Raw genomic sequence first — 20,025 nt, forward strand, 5'->3', positions numbered from 1 at the left:
TGTGCAGGGGTGCTGTCGTGAGAAACTAAGCCGGTGACTTCAACAACAGTACCCGTGATCTTCGACCTGGACGGCACTCTTGTCGATCCGGCCGGCGGGATAACAGACGGAATTGCGTCGGCTCTCACGGAACTGGGACTGCCTGTCCCCGGCCAGGACGTCCTGAACGCCATGATCGGGCCCAAGCTGAGCGACTCACTGCTGAACGTCGCAGGCGTCCCGGCAGCCCTGCTGGCGGACGCCGTCCGGATCTACCGCCAGCACTACCTTGAAAGCGGCATAGCGCAGAGCCGCCTTTACCCCGGCATTGTTGAGCTCCTCGACGGCTACGTCGCCTCCGGACGGCCTGTCGCGGTGGCCACGCAGAAGCCGGAAAACCTGGCGAACCTCGTCCTCGGGCACCACGGGATTGCCGACCGGTTCCACTTCATCAGGGGCTCCGCCGCGGACGAGACCGCAACAGCCGCAGGGCCCGTCGGGAAGACCGGGATCATCGCGGCCGCCTTGGCAGACCTCCGCACGCAGCACGCCATCATGGTGGGGGACAGGGCCCAGGACGTAGCAGGCGCCTTCGCCAACGGTATTGACTGCATCGGTGTCAGCTGGGGCTTTGCCCCCGACGGCGAACTGGAGGAAGCGGGGGCCGTGGCCGTGGTCCACGACTCCCTGACCTTGCGCAGCAAAATCGAGGAGCTGGAAGCAGTCCGGGCCGCAGCACTGAGCGAGGTGCGCAACGATGGAGCTGTTTGACGGAATCCGCTGGACCACGCGCGGCCTCATCTCGGGAACGTGCCGGCCCACGGTGATCGGACTCGAGAACGTCCCCAAGGAGGGTCCGTTCATCGTAGCCCCCAACCACCTCTCTTTTCTTGACAGCGTGATCGTGCAGGCCCTCATGCCCCGCCCTGTCGCCTTCTTCGCCAAGGCGGAATACTTCACCACGAAGGGCGTCAAAGGACGCATTATGAAGTCCTTCTTTGAAGCAGTGGGATCGATTCCGGTCGAGCGCGGCGAGCAGGCAGCCAGCGTACAGGCGCTGAAGACGCTCCTTGACATCCTGGAGGACGGGCGGGGAATCGGAATCTATCCCGAGGGCACCCGCTCCCGCGACGGGATCCTCTACCGGGGCCGGACCGGCGTCGGCTGGCTGGCCCTGACCACCGGCGCGCCGGTGATCCCGGTCGGGCTGATCGGCACGGAGAAGCTGCAGCCCGCGGGCCGCAACGCGGTCAAGCCGCAGCACTTCACCATGAAAGTCGGCGAGCCGCTCTACTTCGACAAGACCGGGCCGGATCACTCGCTGCCGGCGCGCCGCCAGGTCACCGACCGCATCATGGACGCCATCGCCGAACTCAGCGGGCAGGAACGCTCCGCCAGCTACAACCAGAGCAAAACCGTCGAGTAGGACGCCGGCCGGTTCCTTGCGCGGGGGCCTTCTGCAGGGCAGCCTCGGTCAAAGCGCCTCGTGGATGGCATTCGGCCGGTCGCCGGCTCAGTAGACTGGAACCGTGGCAGATCCAACGAGTTACAGGCCCCAGACGGGTGAGATTCCGACCAATCCGGGCGTCTACAGGTTCAGGGATCCCCACGGGCGGGTCGTCTACGTCGGCAAGGCCAAGAACCTCCGCTCGCGCCTGAATACGTACTTCGCGAACCCCGCGGGGCTGTTGCCGAAGACGCACGCGATGGTCCACGCGGCCAGCAGCGTCGAGTGGACGGTAGTGGGCAGCGAGCTGGAATCCCTGCAGCTGGAATACACCTGGATCAAGGAATTCAAGCCGCGGTTCAACGTGGTCTTCCGGGATGACAAGACTTACCCCTACCTGGCCGTCACCATGGGGGAGAAGCTGCCGCGCGTGCAGGTCATGCGGGGCGAGCGGAAGAAAGGCACGCGCTACTTCGGTCCCTACACGGCCGGCGCCATCCGGGAAACCATGGACACCCTGCTCCGGGTATTTCCTGTGCGCAGCTGCAGCCCCGGCGTGCTGAAGCGCGCCCAGGCCAGCGGCCGGCCGTGCCTGTTGGGCTACATCGACAAGTGCTCGGCCCCGTGCGTCGGGCGCGTCACTCCCGAAGAACACCGGGCCCTGGCCGAGGACTTCTGCGCCTTCATGGGCGGCGAGGCCAAGCGGTTCATCAGCCGTCTGGAAAAGGAGATGGCGGCGGCCGTAGCGGAACTGGACTACGAACGGGCCGCCAGGCTCCGCGACGACATCGCCGCCCTCCGCAAGGTCTTCGAGCGGAACGCCGTGGTGCTGGCTGAGGACACGGACGCCGACGTCTTCGCGCTGTACGAGGACGAACTCGAAGCGGCGGTCCAGGTTTTCCATGTCCGCGGCGGCCGCGTCAAAGGCCAGCGTGGGTGGGTGGTCGAAAAAGTGGAGGACGCCACCACCCCGGACCTGGTGGAGCACCTGCTCCAGCAGGTCTACGGCGAGGACGGCGACACCCAGGGGCGGCTTCCCCGGGAGGTGCTCGTGCCGGTCGAGCCCAGCAACGCGCAGGACCTGGCCGTGTGGCTGGGCGGCCTCCGCGGAGCCAAAGTCGACATCCGGGTTCCGCAGCGAGGCGACAAAGCCGCCCTGATGTCCACGGTCCGGGAGAACGCCGAACACGCCCTCAGGCTGCACAAGACACGGCGCGCCGGCGATCTCACTGTGAGGTCCCAGGCGCTGCAGGAACTTCAGGAAGCACTGGAACTGCCCGTCCCGTTGCTGCGCATCGAATGCTACGACGTCTCCCACGTCCAGGGGACCAACGTGGTGGCGTCGATGGTGGTGGTGGAAGACGGGCTGCCCAAGAAGTCCGACTACCGGAAGTTCGCCATCACCGGAGCGGCGGCAACCGATGACACCGCCGCCATGCACGACGTCCTGACCCGGCGCTTCCGCCACTATCTGGTGGACAAAACCGCGCAGGTGGCAGCCTCCGAGCTGGAATCCCCGGAGCCGGACCCCGCGGCCAAAGCCGCCGACTCTGCGGACGCCACGGTTTCGGACGCCAGTATTGCGGACACCACCACCGCCGCTCCGCGGGCAAAATTCGCCTACCCGCCCAACCTCGTGGTGGTGGACGGCGGCAAGCCGCAGGTCAATGCCGCCGCCCGTGCCCTGGCCGAGCTAGGGGTCGATGACGTCTATGTCGTTGGCCTTGCCAAGCGGCTTGAGGAAGTGTGGCTACCGGACAGCGACTTCCCGGTCATCCTGCCCCGCTCCTCCCAGGGCTTGTACATGCTGCAGCGCATCCGCGACGAGGCCCACCGCTTCGCCATCTCGTTCCACCGGCAGAAGCGCGGCAAGGCAATGACGGTCTCCGCCCTGGACGGCGTGCCGGGCCTCGGCGAGTCCAAGCGCAAGGCGCTGCTGGCCCAGTTCGGCTCAGTCCGGAAAATCAAGGCGGCCACCGCTGAGGAACTCATGACGGCCAAGGGCATCGGACCGGCGCTGGCTGCGGTGATCGTCACCCATTTCAGTGCGGGCGGAGCCGGCGGCGCGGCCGACGACGCGATGCCGGCCATCAACATGACCACCGGGGAAGTCCTCGAAACTTAGCTAGCGTCCTGAATGTTAGCTAGGGTAAGTACGGAATCCGACGTGCGCCGAGGTGTGCGCAATACACGGGACGCAGCACACAAGAAGCAACGGCAGGAATGGGGCTGGAATTAATGGCAGAGTCGACGGCGGGATCCGGCGCGGACGAGGACGGCCTGACGCCCGTCAAGCCCGCCGAAGCGGAAATGCTCGTGGTGACGGGAATGTCCGGCGCCGGCCGCAGCACCGCCTCGGATGCCCTCGAGGACCACGGCTGGTACGTCGTGGAAAACCTGCCCCCGCAAATGCTGGGCACGCTCGCCGAGCTGGTGTCGCACGCCCCGCAGTCCATCCCCAGGCTCGCCGTCGTCATGGACGTGCGGAGCAAGGCGCTGTTCGCGGACATCCGGACCGCCCTCGGTGCCCTCGCCGCGAGCGGCGTCACGTTCCGCGTGCTGTTCCTTGATGCAAGCGACGACGTCCTGGTCCGCCGCTTCGAGCAGGGAAGGCGCCCGCACCCGCTACAGGGCGGCGGCCGGATCCTGGACGGCATTGCCGCGGAACGCGACCTCCTGACGGAACTGCGGGATTCCGCCGACCTTGTCCTGGACACGACGACGCTCAACGTGCACGGGCTCGCCACCGCGGTCACGGAACTCTTCTCGGAAACCGGTCCGGTGGCACTGCGGCTCAACGTCATGAGCTTCGGCTTCAAATACGGCCTGCCCGTGGACGCGAACTACGTGGCGGACGTCCGGTTCATCCCCAACCCCCACTGGGTCCCCAAACTGCGCCCGCACACCGGCCTGGACCATGACGTGAGCGACTACGTCCTCAAGGCCGAGGGGGTGCCAAGTTTCGTCGAACGCTACGTCCTTGCCCTGGAGCCGGTCCTGGACGGCTACCGGCGGGAGAACAAGCACTACGCCACCATCGCGGTGGGCTGCACCGGCGGAAAACACCGCTCGGTGGCGGTCGCCGTCGAGCTGTCCAAGAAACTTGCGCAATATCCGCGCGTGACGGTGACCACGACGCACCGGGATCTGGGCCGCGAGTAATGGGCGTGCTCACCGGCCCGCTGCCACTGGTTCCGCCGGCCGGCCTGTCCGGCTCCCAACAGGCCAAAGGCCCCTCCGTCGTGGCCCTCGGCGGAGGCCACGGCCTCTCGGCGTCGCTGTCGGCACTTCGGCTGCTGACCTCCGAACTGACGGCGATAGTCACCGTTGCGGACGACGGCGGATCCTCCGGCCGTCTCCGCCAGGAGTACGGTGTCCTGCCGCCTGGCGATCTCCGCATGGCGCTGTCCGCGCTGTGCGACGACACCGACTGGGGCCGCACCTGGCGCGACGTCATGCAGCACCGGTTCAAGTCCCCGCGCGGCAGCGGCTCGCTGGACGACCACGCCATGGGAAACCTGCTGATCGTCACGCTCTGGGAGCTGCTGGGTGATGCGGTGGCCGGGCTGAAGTGGGCCGGGGCCCTGCTGGGAGCCCGCGGCCAGGTCCTGCCCATGTCCACGGTGCCGCTGACGATCGAGGGTGACGTGCGGGTTGCCGCCCCTGACGGCAGCAGCACGCTCACCACCATCAGGGGCCAGGCGCGGTGCGCGGTGGCCGGCTCGCTCGAGAGCGTGAGGCTGCTTCCTGACCACGCGCCCGCGTGCGTGGAGGCGCTGACCGCGATTGAACTCGCCGACTGGGTGGTGCTGGGCCCGGGCTCCTGGTACACCTCAGTCCTTCCGCACCTGCTGCTGCCTGAGATGAGGCAGGCCCTGTGTGACACTCCGGCCAAGAGGTGCGTAACCATGAACCTCGCCATGGACACCAAGGAAACGTCCGGGATGTCCGCAGCCGACCACCTGCACGTCCTGCGGGAATACGCGCCCGAGTTCAGCGCCGACGTCGTGTTGGCGGATCCCGCCTCGGTTTCGGACCTGCGGGAATTTGAGAAGGCTGCAGGGATGATCGGAGCCGAGGTTGTCTTGGGTAAAGTAGGGGCTTCGGGTCGGCGTCCGGTCCACGACCCCCTGCGGCTGGCTACGGCTTACCAGGATATTTTTGGGAACAGTTAGGAAGGTGCCATGGCACTGACAGCATCAGTCAAGGAAGAACTGTCCCGCCTGGACATAAAGAAGTCATCGGTCCGGAAGGCTGAAGTGTCGGCCATGCTCCGCTTCGCCGGCGGGCTGCACATCATTTCGGGGCGGATTGTCATCGAGGCCGAAGTGGACCTGGCCTCCACGGCACGGCGGCTGCGGGCCGCCATCGCCGAAGTCTACGGACACCAGAGCGAAATCATCGTCGTTTCCGGCAGCGGGCTCCGCCGCGGGAACCGCTATGTGGTGCGGGTTGTCCGGGACGGCGAGGCGTTGGCGCGGCAGACCGGACTCCTCGACACGCGCGGCCGCCCGGTGCGCGGGCTTCCCTCCGTGGTGGTCAACGGTTCCGCCGCCGACGCCGAGGCCGTGTGGCGCGGGGCCTTCCTGGCACACGGATCACTCACGGAACCCGGCCGGTCCTCGTCCATGGAGGTCACCTGTCCGGGACCCGAGTCGGCGCTGGCCCTCGTCGGGGCCGCCAGGCGGCTCGGCATTCAGGCCAAGGCCCGCGAAGTCAGGGGAGTGGACCGCGTGGTGATCCGGGACGGCGACACCATCGCGGCGCTGCTTACCAGGATGGGTGCCCACGACGCCCTGATGGTCTGGGAGGAACGCCGCATGCGGAAGGAAGTCCGCGCCACCGCCAACCGGCTCGCGAACTTCGACGACGCGAACCTGCGCCGCTCGGCGCAGGCGGCGGTCGCCGCAGGAGCCCGTGTTGACCGCGCCCTGGAAATCCTCGGCGACGACGTCCCGGAGCACCTGAAGTACGCCGGGGAACTCAGGGTGGCCCACAAACAGGCAAGCCTCGACGAGCTCGGCCGGCTCGCCGATCCGCCCATGACCAAGGACGCAATCGCCGGCCGCATCCGCCGCCTGCTGGCCATGGCGGACAAACGCGCCACCGACCTCGGCATTCCCGGCACGGACGCCAATGTGACGCCGGAAATGCTGGACGAGTAAATGCGCCCCTAGAATCAAGACCAGGTGGCGGAAATACCTTGGACGGCCCGGGAGTTACGGCTCGTGGAGGGTGGTCCGCAGGGGACCCGCCACCGCAGACTTCCGGGTGACCCGTCATCCGGATGCACAATCCGAGAGTTACCGAACCGGACAAACTGTCCACGACATTGGAGGATTTTGTGACCGAGTACGTTCTGCCCGAACTCAGCTACGACTACGCAGCGCTGGAGCCCCACATCTCAGCGAGGATCATGGAGCTGCACCACAGCAAGCACCACGCTGCCTACGTGGCAGGGGCCAACAACGCCTTGGCCCAGCTCGCAGACGCCCGCGACAAGGGCGACTTCGCCAACATCAACCGGCTTTCCAAGGACTTGGCCTTCCACACCGGCGGTCACATCAACCACTCCGTGTTCTGGAACAACCTCTCGCCGGACGGCGGCGACAAGCCGGAAGGTGAGCTGGCTGCCGCCATCGACGACGCCTTCGGCTCCTTCGACGCCTTCCGTGCCCAGTTCTCCGCAGCCGCCCTCGGCCTGCAGGGTTCCGGGTGGGGCTTCCTCGCCTACGAACCCATCGGCGGAAACCTGGTCATCGAGCAGCTCTATGACCAGCAGGGCAACGTTGCACTGGGCACCACCCCGCTGCTCATGCTCGACATGTGGGAGCACGCCTTCTACCTCGACTACGTCAACGTCAAGGCTGACTACGTCAAGGCGTTCTGGAACATCGTCAACTGGGCCGACGTCGCACAGCGCTTTGCTGCGGCCCACGCCAACGCCACCGGTCTGATCACGCTCTAATAGTGTGACGCGCCGTACACGCGCCAGTAACAAACTTCACATTCGGTTGCTTTAGGGCCGAATCGTGGACGGTCCGCCCCCGCACTTGCGGGGGCGGACCTTCTTAAACGTAAGATGGATCACGGAAGGCGGTTAGCCTTCAGCAATGTGGCTGGTCGCCCTCCGATCTGGTAATCATCTCTGCCCAATGGCGTGCGGGATCTGTTAGTTGGCTTGAACGCCCGCTCAACTAGTTGTGCTTTACAAGCACCAAGGAGACTGAAAAAGTGACCACCCGTATTGGTATTAACGGCTTTGGCCGCATCGGCCGCAACTACTTCCGCGCAGCGCTTGCACAGGGTGCGGACCTCGAGATCGTTGCCGTCAACGACCTCACCAGCCCCGAAGCGCTGGCCCACCTGCTCAAGTACGACTCCGTCGGCGGCCGCCTGACCGAAACCGTTGAGGTCAAGGACGGCAACATCGTTGTCAACGGCAACGTCATCAAGGTCCTCGCCGAGCGCGACCCCGCCAACCTCCCCTGGGGCGAGCTGGGCGTCGACATCGTCATCGAGTCCACCGGCTTCTTCACCAAGGCCGCTGCCGCGCAGAAGCACATTGACGCCGGCGCCAAGAAGGTCCTGATCTCTGCCCCGGCCTCCGATGAGGACATCACGATCGTGATGGGCGTGAACCACGAGCTGTACGACTCCGCAGCGCACAACATCATCTCCAACGCCTCCTGCACCACCAACTGCCTCGGCCCGCTGGCCAAGGTCATCAACGACGAGTTCGGCATCGAGCGTGGCCTCATGACCACCGTTCACGCCTACACGGCCGACCAGAACCTGCAGGACGGCCCGCACAACGACCTCCGCCGCGCCCGCGCCGCCGCGATCAATATGGTCCCGACCTCCACCGGTGCGGCCAAGGCAATCGGCCTCGTCCTGCCGGAGCTCAAGGGCAAGCTGGACGGCTACGCCATCCGCGTTCCCGTCCCCACCGGCTCCGCCACGGACCTCACCGTCACCGTTTCGCGCGAGACCACTGTTGAAGAGGTCAACGCTGCACTGAAGAAGGCGGCCGACTCGGACGCGTTCCAGGGCATCCTGACCTACACGGACGCTCCGATCGTCTCCTCGGACATCGTCGGCGACCCCGCTTCCTCCATCTTCGACTCAGGACTGACCAAGGTCATCGGCAACCAGGTCAAGGTTGTTTCCTGGTATGACAACGAATGGGGCTACTCCAACCGTCTAGTCGACCTCACGGAGCTCGTAGCATCCAAGCTGGGCTAGGGTTAGACACATGACATTCCACACCCTCAACGAACTGATCGCTGATGGTGTCCGCGGGCGGTACATTCTGGTTCGAAGTGACCTGAATGTGCCGCTCGACGGCTCTGAAGTGACTGACGACGGCCGCATCAAAGCGTCCCTCCCAGTCCTGACGAAGCTCACGGACGCCGGTGCCCGCGTGCTGGTCACAGCCCACCTCGGCCGCCCCAAGGGCGCCCCGGAAGACAAATATTCGCTCAAGCCGGCCATCACACGGCTCGCTGAGCTCGCCCCGTTCAAGGCCACTCTCGCCGATGACACAGTCGGCACGTCGGCCAAGGAGCTGGCCGCTTCGCTGCAGGACGGCCAGGTCCTGGTGCTCGAGAACGTGCGCTTCGACGCCCGCGAGACCAGCAAGGACGACGCCGAGCGCGGCGCCTTTGCTGATGAACTGGTGGCCCTGACCGGGGAAAACGGCGCCTACGTCGACGATGCCTTCGGTGCCGTGCACCGCAAGCACGCCAGCGTTTACGACGTCGCCACCCGGCTTCCGTCGTACCAGGGCGACCTCGTCCACACGGAGGTGGAGGTGCTGCGCAAGCTGACGGCAGACACCCAGCGCCCCTATGTCGTGGTGCTCGGCGGCTCCAAGGTTTCCGACAAGCTCGCCGTCATCGATAACCTCATCGGCAAGGCGGACACGATCCTTGTGGGCGGCGGCATGCTGTTCACCTTCCTTGCAGCCGAAGGCAACAAGGTCGCCGGCAGCCTGCTGGAAGAGGATCAGATCCCTGTCGTCCAGGACTACCTCAAGCGTGCAGCCGACGCCGGCACGGAGTTCGTGGTGCCCACCGACGTAGTGGTGGCAGCGAAGTTCGCGGCCGACGCCGATCACGAGACCGTCAGTGCGGAGGCCATCGAAAGCAGCAGCTTCGGTGCGCAGGGCATCGGCCTCGATATCGGCCCGGACTCCGCACAGGCCTTCGCCGAGCGGATCAAGGGCGCCAAGACGGTGTTCTGGAACGGACCCATGGGCGTGTTCGAATTCGAGGCGTTCTCGGCCGGCACCCGTGCCATCGCGCAGGCGCTGACGGAGACGGACGCTTTCACGGTGGTGGGCGGCGGAGACTCGGCCGCGGCCGTCCGCACCCTCGGCTTCTCGGACGACCAGTTCGGGCACATTTCCACGGGCGGCGGCGCCAGCCTGGAATACCTCGAAGGCAAGGAACTCCCCGGCCTGAGCGTTCTGGACCGCTAGAAGCACACCCAGCCGGCAGGCGCCTTCTTCCGCACGAAGGAAGGCGCCTGCCGGCTGTTTCACATGACAAGCACATTTGACCTGCACTTTTTGGAGAACACGTGACAACGTCAACTAACGGCACCTTTGACCGCACCCCTCTCATTGCGGGCAACTGGAAGATGAACATGGACCACGTCCAGGGCATCACCCTCCTGCAGAAGCTGGCCTGGACCCTGTCCGACGCCAAGCACGACTACAGCCGCGTGGAAGCAGTGGTCTTCCCGCCCTTCACCGACCTTCGCGGCGTCCAGACGCTGGTCCAGGGCGACGAACTCGACATCGCCTACGGCGGGCAGGACCTGTCCGAGTTCGACTCCGGCGCCTACACGGGGGACATTTCGGGGCAGTTCCTGAACAAGCTCGGGTGCAAGTACGTCCTGGTGGGGCACAGCGAACGCCGCACCATCCACAACGAGTCCGACGACGTTCTCAACGCCAAGGTCAAGGCCGCCTACCGCCACGGCATCACCCCGGTGCTGTGCGTCGGCGAGGGCCTGGAAATCCGCCAGGCCGGCACCCACGTCCAGCACACCCTGGGCCAGCTCCGCGCCGACGTTGAGGGACTCAGCGCAGAGCAGGCTGCTGAGCTCGTGGTCGCCTACGAGCCCGTGTGGGCCATCGGAACCGGTGAAGTTGCCGGCCCGGAGGATGCCCAGGAAATGTGCGCCGCCATCCGCGCCGAGCTCGCTGAGCTCTTCGGCGCGGACGTCGCCGCCAAGGCGCGTTTGCTGTACGGCGGATCCGTCAAGGCCAGCAACGCCGCAGCCATCCTCAAGGAACGCGACGTCGACGGCGTGCTCGTGGGCGGCGCCAGCCTCGATCCGGCTGAGTTTGCTAATATTGTCAGGTTCGAGAGTCACCTTGTGACGGGCTAGTCCGGACGCTGGCAAGACTCCCGTATTTCCTACCCTTCGAAAGGCCGTCGTGGACGTTCTTCATGTCATTCTGCAGATCCTCCTGGGCATCACCAGCCTGCTGCTGACGCTGCTCATCCTGCTCCACAAGGGACGTGGCGGCGGTCTGTCAGACATGTTCGGCGGCGGAATGAGTTCTGGCCTGAGCTCTTCAGGCGTCGCCGAGCGAAACCTGAACAGGTTCACCATCATCCTTGGCATCACCTGGGGCGCCGTGATTATCGCCCTCGGCCTGCTGATGCGATTCACGGGTGTAGCTGACTCCTAGCATGAAAGGCCCGGGCAAGCGCGGATCTATTCCGGACTTGCCCGGGCCTTTTCCTGCCACCACCGGCAACTCCGCACTAAACTGGCTGTTGAACCTAACGGCAGCGCAGCCATTAGAAGCGAGGAGTTCCCATGGTGCATTCCACTTCAGGATTCCGGGGCACCCGGGTGGGTGTCACCCAGGGAGCCGGATTGAAGAACCAGGGCGACGATCCTCTTGGGGAGCCCTTGCCGCGTATTTATGTCTCCTATTGGTGCGCCCTGGGACATGAGACGCGGCCTGTTTTCGTTAAGCTGCCCGAAGAGGAGATACCCGCTACCTGGGACTGCCGCCGGTGCGGCAGGCCGGCGTCGCGGAATCCGGGCGCAGCGCCCGCGCAGGAGACCGCAGAAGACGGTTTCAAGACCCATCTGGAATACGTTAAAGAAAGACGCTCCAGCCAGGACGCCGAGGACGTTCTGGCCGGAGCGCTGCGAAGGCTACGAGCCAGCAGGAGCCTTCCGGACTAGCTGGTGGGGCACGCGCGCCGCGGCGTTTTCGTCGATCAGCCAGAGAGTGCGCGAGCGTCCCGCAGGCCCGGCCGCTGGAACCTGAACCGGGTTGGCGCCGGCCAGGGCCAGGCCGACCGCCCCGGCCTTGTCCTCACCTGCCACCACCATCCATACTTCAGCGGCCGTGTTGATCGCGGGAAGCGTCAGCGAGATCCGCTCGGGCGGCGGCTTCGGGGAATTACGCACTCCCACGACCATACGCTCCTTTTCGCGGATGCCTGCCTGCTCCGGAAAGAGGGACGCGACGTGGGCGTCCGGGCCCACGCCCAGCAGGACGACGTCGAAACGGGGAAGGTAGCCCGGATCCTCCGGCCTGTCATCGGAGGTGTCCGCGGCGTGCTCGGCGGCCGCGGCCTCGCCGAGCCGGCGCGCATAGTCCTCAGCTGCCTGCTCGGCGGTTTCGAAGTCGTCCGTCGAACCCGGCTCGTGGATACGCTCCGGATCGACGTCGATGTGCTTCAACAGTGCGTCGTGCGCCTGGAGCGCGTTGCGGTCCGGATCCTTGGACCCGACGAAACGCTCGTCGCCCCACCAGAAGTTGACCTTTGCCCAGTCCACAGCCGGCGCAGCAGGTGAATCTGCCACGGCCTTGAGCGTGCCGATGCCCACCGTGCCCCCGGTCAGCACCACCGTCGCCTCACCGAATCGGTCCTGGACATCCACAAGCTTGGTGATCAGGCGGGCCGCAATGGCGGCCATAAGTACGGAAGAGTCTGGATGGATGCTTACTCTGGGATCAGCGCTCACTGGGTCGGACACTCCTTAGATTGGTACGTGGCAGTCCAATAGTAATCACTTCGCCGAACACTTCGTCGGGATCCAGGCGCCGCAATTCCTCCGCAAGGCAGTCCCGCAGGCTGCGACGCGGCAGGGAAATCCGCTGAGCGGGCTGGCCCGGCTGGGTCAGTTCGGCCACGGACAGCCCGGGACGGAACAGCTGGACGTCGCCGCTGGCCCTGCTGAGCCGGACACGCCGGATGCCCGTTCCTGCGGGATCCGCAACGATGGTCACCGGAGCGTCGAGGGACAGTGTCAGCCACGCCGCCAGCAGGATGGTGCTGGGGGAGTCGGATGCGCCTTCCACTGCCACGGCCGTGACCGGAGACGAGTCCACCTGGTCCAGCACCGCCGCCAGCTGGATCCGCCAGTTGGTGAGGCGCGTCCAGGCGAGGTCGGTGTCGCCTGCCTTGTAGGTGTTCCGGATGTTCTCCAGCGCAACCTGCGGTTCGGCCTCGTTCGCGGAGTCGGTGATGCGCCGGTGCGCGATCCGGCCGATCGAGGTTTCGCAGGCGTTCTTCGGCGCGCCGTGCGGCCACCAGGCCACGATCGGCGCATCAGGCAGCAGCAGCGCGGCGACCAGGGATTCGCTCTCCTCGGCGAGCTCACCGAAGCCGCGCAGCACGATCACCTCGGAAGCGCCGGCGTCGCCGCCCACGCGGATCTGGGCGTCGAGCCGGTTGGGCGCGGCCGAGCCGGCGTCCGCGAGCACGATGATCCGGCAGGGGTGCTCCCGGCTGGCCTCGTTGGCGGCCTCGATGGCCTCTTCCTCGAGCCCGGACTTGGTGACCACCACGAGGGTGAGCACGCGTCCGAGGGCGATCACGCCGCCCTGCTCGCGCAGGGACTGGATCTTCTTGGAGACCTTGGAGGTGGTGGTGTTCGGAAGATCTACAATCATGGCCTTCTCCAGGTTCGTCCGTCGCGGGCAAGGAGCTCGTCAGCCGAGGCGGGGCCCCAGCTGCCGGGTGCGTACGGTTCAGGCTGCTCGCCCAGGCCTTCCCAGTATTCCTCGAAGGGGTCCAGGATCTTCCAGGACAGCTCCACTTCCTCGTGCCGCGGGAACAGCGGCGGCTCGCCCAGCAGCACGTCCAGGATGAGCCGTTCGTAGGCTTCGGGGCTGGATTCCGTGAAGGAGTGGCCGTAGCCGAAGTCCATGGTCACGTCACGCACTTCCATCTGCGTGCCGGGGACCTTGGAGCCGAAGCGGATCGTGGCGCCCTCGTCCGGCTGGACCCGGATGACCACGGCGTTCTGGCCGAAGTCGTCCTCGCCGTGGTCACGGAACAGCAGGTTGGGGGCGCGCTTGAACACCACGGCAATTTCCGTCACGCGGCGGCCCAGGCGCTTGCCGGCGCGCAGGTAGAACGGCACACCGGACCAGCGCCGGGTGTGGATGTCCACCCGGATGGCTGCATACGTCTCGGTGGTGGAGTCGGCTGGAATGCCCTCCTCCTCCAGATAACCGAGCACCTGCTCGCCGCCCTGCCAGCCGCCGGCGAACTGGCCGCGGGCGGAATGCGTCGACAGGTCATCCGGAAGCCTGACGGCGGCCAGGACCTTTTCCTTCTCCGCGCGCAGGTCGTCGGCGTTGAAGGAGATGGGCTCCTCCATGGCCGTCAGCGCGAGCAGCTGGAGCAGGTGGTTCTGGATGACGTCGCGGGCCGCGCCCACGCCGTCGTAGTACCCGGCGCGGCCGCCGGTGCCGATGTCCTCGGCCATGGTGATCTGCACGTGGTCCACGTAGTTCGCGTTCCACAGCGGCTCGAACAGCTGGTTCGCGAAGCGCAGCGCAAGGATGTTCTGCACCGTTTCCTTGCCGAGGTAGTGGTCGATCCGGAACACGGCGTCAGGCGGGAAGACGGACTCCACGATGTCGTTCAGCTGCCGGGCAGACTCAAGGTCGTGCCCGAACGGCTTCTCGATGACCACGCGGCGCCACTTGTCGCCCTCAGCCTGCGCCAGCCCGTGCTTGGAGAGCTGCCGGCAGACCTGTTCGAAGGCTTTCGGCGGGATGGACAGGTAGAACGCGTGGTTGCCGCGCGTGCCGCGCTGCTCGTCGAGTTCCTTGATGGTCTCGCCGAGCCGCTCAAACGCGGAGTCGTCGTCGAACTCGCCCTGCACGAAGCGGATCCCTTCGGAGAGCTGGTTCCAGACGGCCTCATCGAACGGTGTCCGGGAGTACGTCTTGACGGCGTCCTTCACCTCTGCGGCGAAGTCCTCGTTGTCCCACTGCCGCCGGGCGAAGCCCACCAGGGCAAAGCTGGGCGGCAACAGGCCACGGTTTGCGAGGTCGTAGACGGCGGGCATGAGCTTCTTGCGGGCGAGGTCGCCCGTGACTCCGAAGAGCACGAGCGACGACGGTCCGGCGATCCGGTTCAGGCGGCGGTCCCGGGGATCCCGCAGCGGGTTCGCGTTCCTGCCTGCTGACCTTCTGCCGTTCAGGGTTTCTGGCATGGTTGGTTCGGTGCCTTAGCTTTCAGTGGCGGATATTGCCTGGCCGGCAAGCGCGGAAACGATCTCCTGGAGCTGGGCCACGCCCGCCGCGCGGTCGGTGAGGTGCAGGCGCAGGACGGGGCGGCCGTGTTCGCTCAGCACCTGCGCGTCGCCTGCGGCCTGTGCCGAGATCAGCTCGCCGAAGGTGAACGGGCGGTCCGGAATGGCCAGGTCCTGGCTGGAAGCCGCCGTGACCTGCAGGAACACGCCGATGGCGGGGCCGCCCTTGTGGAACTGCCCGGTGGAGTGGAGGAAGCGCGGTCCCCAGCCGAAGGTGACCGGACGGCCGCTAACTGCAGCGAGTTCGTCGCGGACCCCTTCAAAGCGCGCAAATGCCAGCCGGTCAAAGTAGGCCTGCACGCTGAGGTACCCGTTGCTGCCCAACTGACCGAGCAGCGCGGACACAGCCTCGGCCGCGGTGGCCGAGTCGCCTAGCCAGTCGCCGCCGCGGACTTCAATGACACCGTCAACAAAGGCTGCCGGCGTTGGTTCCGGCTGGGCATCCAGCAGGCCGCGGGCAGCGACCTTGGCTGCTTCGACGTCGGGCTGGTCAAAGGGGTTGATGCCCAGGAGCCGGCCGGCCACCGCCGTGGCAAACTCCCACACCATCATCTGGGTGGCGAGTCCGCCTGCGATGGCAACCTCGTTTTCGCCGAGTTCGACGTCGGCATCCGGGCTCACAAGGCGCACCACGAGTACGTCTTCGGCGCCGGAGGTAACCTCCGGTGCGGCCGGGCCGGCAACCACGGGCAGGACGCCGGTGCCGAGCTTGCCGGTGGATTCGGCGATGAGCTGCTCGGCCCAGTCGGCAAAGCCCACGATTCCCGAGCCGTCCTCGGCGATGACGATCTTGTCGCGCAGCGGGTTGGTGCCGCCGAGTGCCGCTCCCAGGGCCAGCCCGATGTTCTCGGGCGCGTCCTCGTTCAGGATTTCGGCGGCTTCCTCAGCCTCGTCCAGGAAGGATTCGATGTCGACGCCGGCCAGGCCCGAGGGCACGAGTCCGAAGGCCGTCAGGGCGGAATAGCGTCCGCCGACGTTCGGATCCGCGTTGAAGATGGCACGGTAGCCGGCCTCGCGGGACGCCTTGTCCAGCGGCGACCCGGGGTCGGTCACGATGATGATCCGGCTCTTGGCGTCAATGCCGGCCTCGTTGAAGGCGTGCTCGAAGACCCGCCGTTGCGAATCCGTTTCAAGGGTCGAACCCGACTTCGACGAAACCACGATCGCGGTCTCGGCGAGACGGTCCGCGAGGGCAGCACCGACCTGTTCCGGGTCGGTGCTGTCCAGCACGGTCAGCTCGACGCCAGCGGTGCCGGCGATGACTTCAGGAGCGAGCGAGGAGCCGCCCATGCCGCAAAGGACGATGCGGGTAACGCCGTCGGCCTTCAGGGCATCGCGGAGTTCCAGGATGCCGGCGACGAGTGGCCGTGCGACGGTGGCCGCCTCGATCCAGCCCAGGCGGACTGCGGACTCGGCTTCTGCATCGGGACCCCACAGCGTGTGGTCCTTCGCGAAGATGCGGGTGGCGATCCGGTCCTCCACCAGGGCGGGCAGGTGCTGCTCAAGAGCCTTCCGGGCGGCGCCGGTGGCGTCGTAGCTGATTGTGCTCATTGTGTACTAGGAAGCCTTCCGTGCGGTGGCGAGGGCGCCCTCAACGTCGGCCAGCAGTTCCTTCCAGCTGGCAACAAACTTGTCCAGGCCTTCGGATTCGAGCAGGGCCACAACCTCGTTGTACGAGACGCCCAGGGCGTCCAGTGCGTTGAGCGTGGCATTCGCGTCATCGTAGCCGTTGGTGACAGTGTCGCCGGTGACCACGCCGTGGTCGAACGTGGCGTCGAGGGTCTTCTCCGGCATGGTGTTAACCACGCCGGGGGCAACGAGTTCGGTGACGTAGAGGGTGTCCGGGTAGGCCGGGTCCTTCACGCCGGTAGAGGCCCACAGCGGACGCTGCGGCAGGGCGCCTGCCTCGGCCAGGACGGCCCAGCGCTCGGTGGAGAACTGCTCCTCGTAGACCTGGTAGGCGAGGCGGGCGTTGGCAACGCCGGCCTTGCCCTTGAGTGCCTTGGCCTCGTCGGTGCCGATGGCGTTGAGGCGCTTGTCGATTTCGGTGTCCACGCGGGAGACGAAGAACGAGGCCACCGAGTGGATCTTGGAGAGGTCGTGGCCGTTGTCCTTGGCCTGCTCCAGGCCGGACTGGAAGGCGTTGATGACGGCACGGTAGCGCTCCAGCGAGAAGATCAGTGTCACGTTGACGCTGATGCCCTCGGCGAGGGTGGCCGTGATGGCCTCGAGGCCTTCAAGGGTGGCAGGGATCTTGATGAGGACGTTGTCCCGGCCGACCTTCTTGTACAGGTGCTTGGCCTCGGCGATCGTGCCTGCGGTGTCCCAGGCGAGGCGGGGATCCACCTCGATGGAAACGCGGCCGTCAACACCGTTGGTAGCCGCGGCAACCGGAGCGAACAGGTCGCACGCGTCTGCGACGTCCGTGGTGGTGATTTCGAAGATGGTCTCTTCGATGCTGGCGCCGGCCGCTGCTTCCTTGGCGATGACGGCGTCGTAGTCGTGGCCGGTGGTGATGGCGGCGTGGAAGATGCTGGGGTTCGTCGTGACACCCACAACGTTCTTCTCTTCGATGAGCTTCTGCAGGGTGCCCGTCTTCAGGCGGCCGCGGGACAGGTCATCGAGCCAGATGGAAACGCCGGCGTCGGAGAGCTGCTGAGTGGGAGTGGTAGTCATTTCATTTCTCCTTGAAACTGTAGGTGCTGTCAGGACTGGATTCCGGCGAGGGAATCCTTGGCGGCGGCGGTGACAGCTTCTGCCGTGATGCCAAATTCCTGGAAGAGGCGCTTGTAGTCGGCTGAGGCGCCGAAGTGCTCGAGGCTGACGGAGCGTCCGGCGTCGCCGACGAACTCCTTCCAGCCCAGGGCCAGGCCCGCCTCGACCGAAACGCGGGCCTTGACTGCGGCGGGCAGGACTGCCCCGCGGTAGGCGGCGTCCTGCTTGTTGAACCACTCGACGCAGGGCATGGAGACCACGCGGGTGGCGATGCCCTCGGCCTGAAGCGCTTCGCGGGCGGCAACGGCGAGCTGGACTTCCGAGCCCGTGCCGATCAGGATGACCTGGGCCGCCACGGTCTTACCGTCCTTGGAGGCCTCGGCCAGGACGTAGCCGCCCTTGGCAACGCCGGCGGTGGAGCCGAAGGTGTCGCCCTCGGCTTCGCCTTCGCCGCGGGCGTAGGTGGGGATGTTCTGGCGCGTCAGCACGATGCCGGCCGGGTTTTCGTGGTTCTCCAGCATGGACTTCCATGCCGCAGAGACCTCGTTGGCGTCGCCGGGACGGACAACGTCCAGGCCCGGAATGGCGCGCAGGGAGGCCAGCTGTTCCACCGGCTGGTGGGTGGGGCCGTCTTCGCCGAGGCCGATCGAGTCGTGGGTCCAGACATACAGGGACGGCACGCCCATGAGGGCGCCGAGGCGGATGGCGGGACGCTGGTAGTCGCTGAAGATCAGGAACGTACCGGAAAACGCGCGGGTCTTGCCGTGGAGCGCGATGCCGTTGACGATCGAGGCGGCAGCGTGCTCGCGGATGCCGAAGTGCAGCACACGGCCGTAGGGGTTACCCTTCCAGGCCTCGGTCTGCTTGGACGCCGGAACGAAGGACGGCGAGCCTTCGATGGTGGTGTTGTTCGACTCAGCGAGGTCAGCGGAGCCGCCCCAGAGTTCGGGCATGACCGGGCCGATGGCGTTCAGGACTTTGCCGGAGGCCGCGCGGGTGGACACGTCCTTGCCTGCCGGGAAGACCGGCAGGGCGGCGTCCAGTTCGGACGGCAGCTTGCGCGCTTCCACGCGCTCCAGGAGGGCGGCCGCTTCCGGGTTGGCGGACTGCCAGGCCGCGAAGGACTCCTCCCATTCCTTGCGTGCGTGGGCACCGCGGTCCACGACACCGCGGGCATGGGCCAGCACGTCCTCGTCGACCTCGAAGGCCTTCTCGGGGTCGAAGCCGAGGACCTCCTTCAGTGCCGCCACTTCCTCGGAGCCCAGGGCCGAGCCGTGAATCTTGCCGGTGTTCTGCTTCTTCGGCGCGGGGTAGCCGATGATGGTGCGCAGCGAGACGATGGAGGGCTTGGACGCCTCTGCCTGGGCCGCCTGGAGCGCGGCGTGCAGCTCCTGGACGTCTTCCTGGTAGTCGCCGGTCTTGGTCCAGTCCACGCGCTGGACGTGCCAGCCGTAGGCCTCGTAGCGCTTGAGGACGTCCTCGGTGAAGGCGATGTCGGTGTCGTCTTCGATGGAGATGTGGTTCTCGTCGTAGATGACCACGAGGTTGCCGAGTTCCTGGTGGCCGGCGAGGGACGATGCCTCGGAGGTGACACCCTCCTGGAGGTCGCCGTCGGAAGCGATGACCCAGATGGTGTGGTCGAACGGGCTGGTGCCCCGGGCGGCATCGGCGTCGAACAGGCCGCGCTGGCGGCGCTGGGAGTAGGCGAAGCCAACTGCGGACGCCAGGCCCTGGCCGAGCGGGCCGGTGGTGATCTCCACGCCGGCGGTGTGCTTGTATTCCGGGTGGCCGGGCGTCAGCGAACCCCAGGTACGGAGTGCCTGCAGGTCCTTCAGCTCAAGGCCGTAGCCGGAGAGGAACAGCTGGATGTACAGCGTCAGGGACGTGTGGCCGGGGGAGAGGATGAACCGGTCACGGCCGATCCAGTCCGGGTTCTTGGGATCGTGGCGCATCATCTTCTGAAAGAGAAGGTATGCGGCCGGGGCCAGGCTCATTGCGGTGCCGGGGTGGCCATTGCCCACCTTTTCGACGGCGTCGGCGGCCAGGACACGGACCGTGTCAACCGCGCGCTGGTCCAAGCTGGTCCATGTCAGTTCTTGCTCTTTCAAATGTGGCACGAAAACCGGGCCCCTCTCTGTGCTAACGGCAAGCGGTACGGACAGGTCGCGGCGAGGCACAGGTCGGTGCCCGCTGCGTTTTTGTCTACCAGCCGTTCACCATTGAAACGTTGATCTTCATTCAGTCGCTGGACGGAACGGGAATGCGGTTTCTAGCCGTTTCCCAGTGTGCGCTGA

Annotated in this window: 18 protein-coding genes; 12 read left to right on the forward strand and 6 right to left on the reverse strand. The window is 66.3% G+C overall.

The window, feature by feature from the left end:
- Positions 1-33: 33 nt before the first annotated feature.
- The 12 genes from ASG92_RS09355 (at position 34) to ASG92_RS09410 (ending at position 11,641) form a co-directional block, all read left to right on the forward strand.
- Positions 34-750 carry an HAD hydrolase-like protein gene (locus ASG92_RS09355; RefSeq protein WP_056627044.1) on the forward strand — a complete coding sequence of 239 codons (717 nt, stop codon included), beginning with the start codon at positions 34-36 and terminating at the stop codon, positions 748-750.
- Entirely contained in the window at positions 737-1,405 is a 669-nt protein-coding gene (locus ASG92_RS09360) for a lysophospholipid acyltransferase family protein (protein WP_056627046.1), read from the forward strand. The genes ASG92_RS09355 and ASG92_RS09360 overlap by 14 nt, the downstream gene beginning before the upstream one ends.
- A 103-nt stretch (positions 1,406-1,508) precedes the next feature.
- Positions 1,509-3,551 carry an excinuclease ABC subunit UvrC gene (uvrC, locus tag ASG92_RS09365; RefSeq protein ID WP_056627048.1) on the forward strand — a complete coding sequence of 681 codons (2,043 nt, stop codon included), beginning with the start codon at positions 1,509-1,511 and terminating at the stop codon, positions 3,549-3,551.
- A 113-nt stretch (positions 3,552-3,664) separates the two neighbouring features.
- On the forward strand, positions 3,665-4,588 hold the full coding sequence (rapZ, locus tag ASG92_RS09370) for an RNase adapter RapZ (RefSeq protein WP_056627049.1): 924 nt from the start codon (positions 3,665-3,667) through the stop codon (positions 4,586-4,588).
- Entirely contained in the window at positions 4,588-5,601 is a 1,014-nt protein-coding gene (gene yvcK, locus ASG92_RS09375; RefSeq protein WP_056627050.1) for a uridine diphosphate-N-acetylglucosamine-binding protein YvcK, read from the forward strand. The genes rapZ and yvcK overlap by 1 nt, the downstream gene beginning before the upstream one ends.
- A 9-nt stretch (positions 5,602-5,610) precedes the next feature.
- On the forward strand, positions 5,611-6,591 hold the full coding sequence (gene whiA, locus ASG92_RS09380; protein ID WP_056627051.1) for a DNA-binding protein WhiA: 981 nt from the start codon (positions 5,611-5,613) through the stop codon (positions 6,589-6,591).
- A 179-nt stretch (positions 6,592-6,770) separates the two neighbouring features.
- Positions 6,771-7,394 carry a superoxide dismutase gene (locus ASG92_RS09385; protein WP_056627054.1) on the forward strand — a complete coding sequence of 208 codons (624 nt, stop codon included), beginning with the start codon at positions 6,771-6,773 and terminating at the stop codon, positions 7,392-7,394.
- 266 nt (positions 7,395-7,660) lie between these two features.
- Positions 7,661-8,671, forward strand: a complete 1,011-nt coding sequence (gene gap / locus ASG92_RS09390) for a type I glyceraldehyde-3-phosphate dehydrogenase (protein ID WP_056627056.1) — start codon at positions 7,661-7,663, stop codon at positions 8,669-8,671.
- Positions 8,672-8,681: 10 nt separating this feature from the next.
- Positions 8,682-9,908: a phosphoglycerate kinase gene (locus tag ASG92_RS09395; RefSeq protein WP_056627058.1), complete on the forward strand. Its 1,227-nt coding sequence runs from the start codon at positions 8,682-8,684 to the stop codon at positions 9,906-9,908.
- Positions 9,909-10,009: 101 nt separating this feature from the next.
- Positions 10,010-10,825, forward strand: coding sequence for a triose-phosphate isomerase (tpiA, locus tag ASG92_RS09400; protein WP_056627061.1), 816 nt, complete (start codon positions 10,010-10,012; stop codon positions 10,823-10,825).
- A gap of 49 nt (positions 10,826-10,874) precedes the next feature.
- Positions 10,875-11,132, forward strand: coding sequence for a preprotein translocase subunit SecG (gene secG, locus ASG92_RS09405; RefSeq protein ID WP_056627064.1), 258 nt, complete (start codon positions 10,875-10,877; stop codon positions 11,130-11,132).
- Between the two features lie 131 nt (positions 11,133-11,263).
- Entirely contained in the window at positions 11,264-11,641 is a 378-nt protein-coding gene (locus ASG92_RS09410) for an RNA polymerase-binding protein RbpA (protein ID WP_056627065.1), read from the forward strand.
- Here ASG92_RS09410 and pgl read toward each other — a convergent pair.
- Genes pgl through tkt form a run of 6 tightly spaced genes read right to left on the reverse strand, consistent with a single transcriptional unit; the run spans position 11,612 to position 19,839 of the window.
- Positions 11,612-12,430: a 6-phosphogluconolactonase gene (gene pgl / locus ASG92_RS09415; protein ID WP_056627066.1), complete on the reverse strand. Its 819-nt coding sequence runs from the start codon at positions 12,428-12,430 to the stop codon at positions 11,612-11,614. The two genes, ASG92_RS09410 and pgl, sit on opposite strands and share 30 nt — an antisense overlap.
- The gene (locus ASG92_RS09420; RefSeq protein ID WP_056627067.1) at positions 12,420-13,361 is read right to left on the reverse strand and encodes a glucose-6-phosphate dehydrogenase assembly protein OpcA; all 942 of its coding nucleotides are present in this window, start codon (positions 13,359-13,361) and stop codon (positions 12,420-12,422) included. Before ASG92_RS09420 ends, pgl begins: the two co-directional genes overlap by 11 nt.
- Entirely contained in the window at positions 13,358-14,917 is a 1,560-nt protein-coding gene (zwf, locus tag ASG92_RS09425) for a glucose-6-phosphate dehydrogenase (protein ID WP_056627068.1), read from the reverse strand. Before zwf ends, ASG92_RS09420 begins: the two co-directional genes overlap by 4 nt.
- A gap of 15 nt (positions 14,918-14,932) precedes the next feature.
- Positions 14,933-16,567 carry a glucose-6-phosphate isomerase gene (locus ASG92_RS09430; RefSeq protein WP_056627069.1) on the reverse strand — a complete coding sequence of 545 codons (1,635 nt, stop codon included), beginning with the start codon at positions 16,565-16,567 and terminating at the stop codon, positions 14,933-14,935.
- 6 nt (positions 16,568-16,573) lie between these two features.
- Positions 16,574-17,692, reverse strand: a complete 1,119-nt coding sequence (gene tal, locus ASG92_RS09435; protein WP_056627070.1) for a transaldolase — start codon at positions 17,690-17,692, stop codon at positions 16,574-16,576.
- A 29-nt stretch (positions 17,693-17,721) separates the two neighbouring features.
- Positions 17,722-19,839 (reverse strand): transketolase, encoded by a 2,118-nt coding sequence (tkt, locus tag ASG92_RS09440; RefSeq protein WP_056627072.1) that lies wholly within the window; start codon positions 19,837-19,839, stop codon positions 17,722-17,724.
- Positions 19,840-20,025: the final 186 nt, after the last annotated feature.

This window comes from Arthrobacter sp. Soil736 (genome assembly GCF_001428005.1).
Lineage (GTDB): Bacteria > Actinomycetota > Actinomycetes > Actinomycetales > Micrococcaceae > Arthrobacter.

Coding starts and splice junctions, on each gene's coding strand:
- ASG92_RS09395 (WP_056627058.1), top strand. CDS start 8,682: ATGACATTCCACACCCTCAACGAACTGATCGCTGATGGTGTCCGCGGG.
- ASG92_RS09420 (WP_056627067.1), bottom strand. CDS start 13,361: ATGATTGTAGATCTTCCGAACACCACCACCTCCAAGGTCTCCAAGAAG.
- ASG92_RS09430 (WP_056627069.1), bottom strand. CDS start 16,567: ATGAGCACAATCAGCTACGACGCCACCGGCGCCGCCCGGAAGGCTCTT.
- tal (WP_056627070.1), bottom strand. CDS start 17,692: ATGACTACCACTCCCACTCAGCAGCTCTCCGACGCCGGCGTTTCCATC.
- zwf (WP_056627068.1), bottom strand. CDS start 14,917: ATGCCAGAAACCCTGAACGGCAGAAGGTCAGCAGGCAGGAACGCGAAC.
- ASG92_RS09360 (WP_056627046.1), top strand. CDS start 737: ATGGAGCTGTTTGACGGAATCCGCTGGACCACGCGCGGCCTCATCTCG.
- yvcK (WP_056627050.1), top strand. CDS start 4,588: ATGGGCGTGCTCACCGGCCCGCTGCCACTGGTTCCGCCGGCCGGCCTG.
- ASG92_RS09410 (WP_056627065.1), top strand. CDS start 11,264: ATGGTGCATTCCACTTCAGGATTCCGGGGCACCCGGGTGGGTGTCACC.
- whiA (WP_056627051.1), top strand. CDS start 5,611: ATGGCACTGACAGCATCAGTCAAGGAAGAACTGTCCCGCCTGGACATA.
- rapZ (WP_056627049.1), top strand. CDS start 3,665: ATGGCAGAGTCGACGGCGGGATCCGGCGCGGACGAGGACGGCCTGACG.